This window comes from Shewanella sp. 11B5 (genome assembly GCF_002836795.1).
In the GTDB taxonomy this organism is placed as follows: Bacteria; Pseudomonadota; Gammaproteobacteria; order Enterobacterales; family Shewanellaceae; genus Shewanella; species Shewanella frigidimarina.
The window spans coordinates 1-2,599 of the sequence record NZ_PJAP01001032.1; the positions used below are offsets into that span (position 1 = coordinate 1).

Consider the following 2,599-nt stretch of genomic DNA (forward strand, 5'->3'; position numbering starts at 1 on the left):
CATGTTGCTGATTTAATGCAGACGCAAGTGATGACCGTATCTGGCAACGATAAAATTGCTGATCTTGTTGAGTTAATGGTTGTCGACAGAGAGAAGCTGTTTCCTGTTACTGCTAGTGGAATGTATACCGGAAGCCGCTTTATGAGTTATGAAGAACGCTTAAGACATGCTTCTGCGAATAAACCGAGTAGTTTTCCTGTGGTGAATGAAGGGTTATTGCTTGGGGTTATTACTCGAGAACAGATAGCCACTAAAATTTGTTCGGTGATGGGATAGTTAACTCAATCGATAACGCCTTTAACGAGCCATCTAGTGGTTAAGTAAAGGCGTTATCAAATACCATTAAAGCGTTTTACTCATGCGTCTTGCTTCATTTAGGACGCAATCACGCAGCGGATTATCACCCGCATCATTACGCCATACAAAAGACAATTGACGCTGTAGGTTAAGCTGTGGTGTATCAATAATAACCAGCTTACCTTCAGCAACATCTTGCTCTACGGTAATATGGGGCAGGCAGCTTAAGTAAGCCCCATTTCTGACTAATGCCTTTAACAGCAGTACATGTTCGTATTCTTTCCACACATTGAGCTTTTCAAGCACGCCGTGGATAGCGCCCTCAAAAATACGTCTAGTACCAGCACCTTGCTCTCTAAGTACCCATTTTGCTTGTTCCAATTGCGCTAAACTAATTTTTTCAGCATTGGCATAAGGGTGATGCGGCGCAGCAACCACCACAAGATGGTCATCAATCCACTTCTCTTGATGTAAGCGGCTATCGTCGTTACGCCCCTCAATAATACCAAGGTCATAGTCGTAGTTTATTAAGCCTTCAACAACGTGTTCGGTGTTTTCAACCTCAAGATCAATCCTTAGCTCTGGAAAATCATTATCAATTTTACTGATTAAGTTCGGCAATAAATATTCAGCCGCAGTTTGGCTTGAACACAACTTAAATTGACCACTAATTACGTGTTGTTCATGTAAACCAAATTGAATTTGTTGTGCATCTTGAAGTAATTGGCGTGCTTTGGGTCTTAACCAATTGCCCCAATGGCTTAGGGTTAGTCGGTTGCCTTGTCTAATAAACAGCGGACGGTCTAATAAATTCTCAAGCTGAGAAAGTGACATACTCACCGCTGATTGGGTCATCGATAACTTTCTAGCAGCTGCGCTCACACTTTCAAGACTGGCCACAGCATCAAAAACGGTAATTTGTTTAAGCGAGTATTTCATATCAGCGTAATATATCCGTTTTATGAATCATGTAAATATCAATAAAATTGATGTTTAATAGTATATGTTTCAATAAGTAAAACGGAAGGGTGTTGTATAGGCAAGTGACTTATAGAAACTTTGCAACTGAGGGTTAGTTTTGATTACAAATAAACAATAATTTATCTGAAGTGAGACAGGAAGATAGCGATATATGCGATGAGCATAATGCTTTTAGTTGATCAATATTTAGGCTTTATGACGAAAATGAAACAAAAAACCAGCCGAAGCTGGTTTTTATAATAGACAAATGTAGAGTCTATTCATGCAATTTATTACTGTACGTTTTCGCTGTCGCTAAATTCGCCAGCAAATAATACTGAAGATAAGTAACGCTCAGCAGCTGAAGGCAATATCACCACAATGGTTTTGTCTGCAAATTCGGGTAATGCAGCAATACGGTTCGCGGCAACAACAGCAGCACCAGAAGAGATACCGACTAAAATACCTTCTTCTTTCATTAAACGACGAGCCATTTCAATAGACTCTTCGTTAGTAACAGCTTCAACACGGTCAATAATCGACAAGTCTAGGTTACCAGGGATAAAACCAGCACCAATACCTTGAATCTTATGTGGACCAGGTTGAATCGGTTGGCCTGCTAATGCTTGTGCAATAACTGGTGAGTCAACTGGTTCAACAGCAACAGAGGTAATAGTTTTACCTTGTGCTTTAAGATAGCGGCTTACACCTGTTAGCGTACCACCAGTACCCACACCAGCTACGAATACATCGACTTCGCCATCAGTATCATTCCAGATTTCTGGACCAGTGGTTTTTTCGTGAATTTCTGGGTTAGCAGGGTTATCAAATTGACCTAGTATTAAGTATTTTTCAGGCGCTGACAGACGAATTTCTTCAGCCTTATCAATAGCACCTTTCATACCTTTAGCGCCTTCAGTTAGCACTAAGTTTGCACCTAATGCTTTAAGCAATTTACGACGCTCAAGACTCATGGTGTTTGGCATGGTTAAAGTTAATTTATAACCACGTGCAGCAGCAACATAAGCAAGTGCAATACCGGTGTTACCTGAAGTAGGTTCAATTAACTCGATATCTTTGGTGAGTAGGCCTTTCTTTTCAGCATCCCAAATCATGTTGGCGCCAATACGACACTTAACACTAAAGCTTGGGTTACGTGCTTCTACTTTAGCGAGTACCTTGCCGTTACTGACGCGGTTTAAACGAACTAGCGGTGTGTTGCCTAAAGTATATGAATTATCTCTTATTCACATCTTCCCCTTCCTTCTAATTTTTTTTTTTTTTTTTCTTTTCTCTTCTTTTCTTTTTTCTTTTTCTTTCTTTTTTCTTTTTTTTTCTTTTT

General features: G+C 39.9%; 3 protein-coding genes. 1 reads left to right on the top strand and 2 read right to left on the bottom strand.

Translation table 11 applies throughout. The features are described from left to right. Positions 1-276: CBS domain-containing protein (locus CXF78_RS19905; protein WP_145991583.1), on the top strand; the 276-nt coding region annotated here is incomplete at its 5' end. Between the two features lie 66 nt (positions 277-342). Here CXF78_RS19905 and CXF78_RS19910 read toward each other — a convergent pair. Further along, the gene (locus tag CXF78_RS19910; RefSeq protein ID WP_011637923.1) at positions 343-1,236 is read right to left on the bottom strand and encodes a LysR substrate-binding domain-containing protein; all 894 of its coding nucleotides are present in this window, start codon (positions 1,234-1,236) and stop codon (positions 343-345) included. 314 nt (positions 1,237-1,550) lie between these two features. Further along, positions 1,551-2,504: a cysteine synthase A gene (gene cysK / locus CXF78_RS19915; protein WP_102037734.1), complete on the bottom strand. Its 954-nt coding sequence runs from the start codon at positions 2,502-2,504 to the stop codon at positions 1,551-1,553. Between the last annotated feature and the right edge of the window lie 95 nt (positions 2,505-2,599).

Bases quoted from the DNA above. Each gene is read 5' to 3' on its own strand.
- CXF78_RS19910 (WP_011637923.1), bottom strand. From the start codon at position 1,236: ATGAAATACTCGCTTAAACAAATTACCGTTTTTGATGCTGTGGCCAGT.